Raw genomic sequence first — 3,308 nt, 5'->3', positions numbered from 1 at the left:
GTCTGCCAGAACTGCGGCGCGGCGTTCAATCGCTGGCAGGGCAAGTGCGAGTCCTGCGGCGAGTGGAACACGCTGGCGGAGGAGGATACCACGGGCGCGACCTCGATGCCGGTCTCGATCCGCTCGAAACGCCGGGGCCGGCTGTTCCAGTTGGAAACGCTCACCGGCAAGAGCCAGGAGGCGCCTCGGCTGTCATCCGGGATGGCCGAGCTCGATCGCGTCACCGGTGGCGGGTTTGTGCGCGGCTCGGTGCTGCTGGTCGGCGGCGATCCCGGCATCGGCAAATCAACCCTGCTGACCCAGGCGACCTCGCTGATGGCGCGGGCCGGCCACCGGGTGGTGTATATTTCGGGCGAGGAAGCCGTGGCGCAGGTGCGGCTGAGGGCCGAGCGGCTGGGCCTGGCCGATGCGCCGGTGCAACTCGCCGCCGAAACCTCGGTCGAGGATATCGTCTCGACGCTGTCCGAGGGCACGGTGCCGCGGCTGATCGTGATCGATTCGATCCAGACCATGTGGACCGACACGGTGGAATCCGCGCCGGGCACGGTGACGCAGGTGCGCGCCTCGGCGCAGGCGCTGATTCGATTTGCCAAGAAATCCGGCGCCACCATCATCCTGGTCGGCCACGTCACAAAAGACGGCCAGATCGCAGGCCCCCGCGTGGTCGAGCACATGGTCGATGCGGTGCTGTCGTTCGAAGGCGAAGGCTCGCAGCAATTCCGGATTCTTCGCGCGGCCAAGAATCGTTTCGGGCCGACCGACGAGATCGGCGTGTTCGAGATGACCGGCCTCGGCCTGCGCGAAGTCTCCAATCCGTCCGAGCTGTTCCTGTCCGAGCGCGATCTGGGCAGTCCGGGCACGGCGGTATTCGCGGGAATCGAGGGCACCCGTCCGGTGCTGGTGGAATTGCAGGCGCTGGTGGCGCCGACCACGCTGGGCACGCCGCGGCGCGCGGTGGTGGGCTGGGATCCGAGCCGGCTGTCGATGGTGCTGGCGGTGCTGGAGGCCCATTGCGGCGTCAAGCTGTCCGGCTACGACGTCTATCTGAACGTCGCGGGCGGATTGCGGATCCAGGAGCCCGCCGCGGACCTTGCCGCCGCCGCGGCGCTGGTGTCGTCGCTGGTCAATGCGCCGCTGCCGACCGACGCGGTCTATTTCGGCGAGGTTTCGCTGTCGGGCGCGGTGCGGCCGGTGGCGCAGACCTCGGCCCGGCTGAAGGAGGCCGCCAAACTCGGCTTCGGCCGCGCCGTGCTGCCCGAATCGGCGCGCGGCGAGGTCGGCGGCGATGCCGGGCTGGTGCTCAATACCGTCGGCGGCTTGACCAGCCTGGTGGCGGATATCGCCGCCCGCGGCACGCCAAGGGGAAATCGGGACGCCAATCAGGAACGGAATCGTGAGGGCCGGGAGGGTGCGGCGGTGGAGAAAAATGCCACACCGGCGAGATTCCGTCGTCAGGAAGGCTAGTCGGGCGTGACGTCACCTGCCCCCGCCGCTATACAACCCGCGCACGGGGCGGGAATAGCGCGATTTCCGGCCTTGCGGGGCGCCCGGTATGTCCGTCACTTAGGACGGCGCCGACGTTGCCGATTCGCAGTTTTGACTTACGAGCGGACCTGACCAGCCGATGCCGATAACGATACTCGATCTCGTTCTGCTCGCGGTGATGCTGATCTCCGGTCTGCTCGCGATGGTGCGCGGCTTCATGCGCGAGATTCTCTCGATCGCGGCATGGGGCGCGGCAGCGCTGGTCACGCTCTATGCGTTCGGAAAACTGCTGCCGACCGCGAAAACCTATTTCCAGAACGAGACCATCGCCGCCGTCGTCGTCGTGGCCGGCGTGTTCATCGGTACCCTGATCGTGGTTTCCATCGTCACGGTGCGAATTTCCGACATGATCCTGGATTCCCGGATCGGCGCGCTGGACCGCACGCTCGGCTTCCTGTTCGGACTGGCGCGGGGCCTCCTGATCGTCGTCGTGGCCTTCCTGTTCTTCTCCTGGCTGGTTCCGGACAAGCAGCGGCCCGACTGGGTTACCGGGGCGAAGTCCCGCGTGGTGCTGCAGGGAACCGGGGATTGGCTGATGTCGCTCTTGCCGGATGACCCCGAGAACACCATCTTGAAGAGATTCAAGAAGAATAAACCAGACGATGAGCAGACTGACGCGGAGCCCGTGACGCCGGCCCCTGCCGATGGCTATAGCAAGGCTGCCCGCGACGGCTTGAAAAAGCAGATCGACAAGGTCGGGCGTTGATACAGGCCAGGAGAGGCGCGATGGACGAGATGAAAAACCCTTCCGATCCCGCTGACCGACTTGACCTGAACCCCACCGCGATCGAGAAACTCGACGCTGCGGCGATCGAACTGCAGGACGATCTGGAAGGCGACACGCTGCGCGAGGAATGTGGTGTGTTCGGCATCTTCGGCCACCCGGAAGCCGCCGCCATCACCGCGCTCGGGCTGCATGCCTTGCAGCATCGCGGCCAGGAGGCCGCCGGCATCGTCTCCTTCGACGGCTCCCGCTTTCACTCGGAGCGGCGGCTCGGTCTGGTCGGCGACACCTTCTCCCGCCGCGAGGTGATCGAGCGCCTGCCCGGCAGCCTCGCCGTCGGCCATGTGCGCTACTCCACGACCGGCGCCACCATCCTGCGCAACGTGCAGCCGCTGTTCGCCGAGCTCAATGCCGGCGGTTTCGCGGTCGGCCACAATGGCAACCTCACCAACGGGCTGTCGCTGCGCCGCGAACTGGTGCGCAACGGCGCCATGATGCAATCCACCACCGACACCGAGGTGATCCTGCACCTGGTGGCGCAGTCGAAGCGCGGCCGTTTCATCGACCGCTTCATCGAATCGCTGCGCGCGATCGAGGGCGCCTATTCGCTGGTGTCGATGACCAACAAGAAACTGATCGGCGCCCGCGATCCGCTCGGCATCCGCCCGCTGGTGCTCGGCGAACTCGACGGCTGCCCGATCCTGGCGTCGGAGACCTGCGCGCTGGACATGATCGGCGCCAAATATGTCCGCGACATCGAGCCCGGCGAGATCATCGTGTTCGACGAGCAAGGCGCGCAAAGCCACAAGCCGTTCCCGCCGAAACCGCCGCGGCCCTGCATCTTCGAATACATCTACTTCTCGCGGCCGGATTCCATCGTCGGCGGCCGCTCGGTCTATGACGTCCGCAAGGCCTTTGGCGCGCAACTGGCGAGAGAAAGTCATGTCGAAGTCGACGTCGTGGTGCCGGTGCCGGATTCCGGCGTGCCCGCCGCGATCGGCTACAGCCAGTATTCCGGCGTACCGTTCGAACTCGGCAT

Annotated in this window: 3 protein-coding genes; all 3 read left to right on the top strand. The window is 66.4% G+C overall.

Annotated elements, in window-relative coordinates:
- Positions 1–1,464 (top strand): DNA repair protein RadA (radA, locus tag Q8N40_RS04785; protein ID WP_305711003.1); only part of this gene is annotated, 1,464 nt, incomplete at its 5' end.
- Between the two features lie 160 nt (positions 1,465–1,624).
- A complete protein-coding gene (locus Q8N40_RS04780; protein ID WP_305322395.1) occupies positions 1,625–2,251 on the top strand; it encodes a CvpA family protein in 627 nt (208 codons plus the stop codon).
- A 20-nt stretch (positions 2,252–2,271) separates the two neighbouring features.
- On the top strand, positions 2,272–3,308 hold a 1,037-nt coding region (locus Q8N40_RS04775; protein ID WP_305711002.1), incomplete at its 3' end, for an amidophosphoribosyltransferase.

The organism is Bradyrhizobium sp. (genome assembly GCF_030693485.1).
In the GTDB taxonomy this organism is placed as follows: Bacteria; Pseudomonadota; Alphaproteobacteria; order Rhizobiales; family Xanthobacteraceae; genus Bradyrhizobium.
Note: the sequence above shows the minus strand (reverse complement) of the source record. Positions and strands in the feature narration are given on the sequence as shown.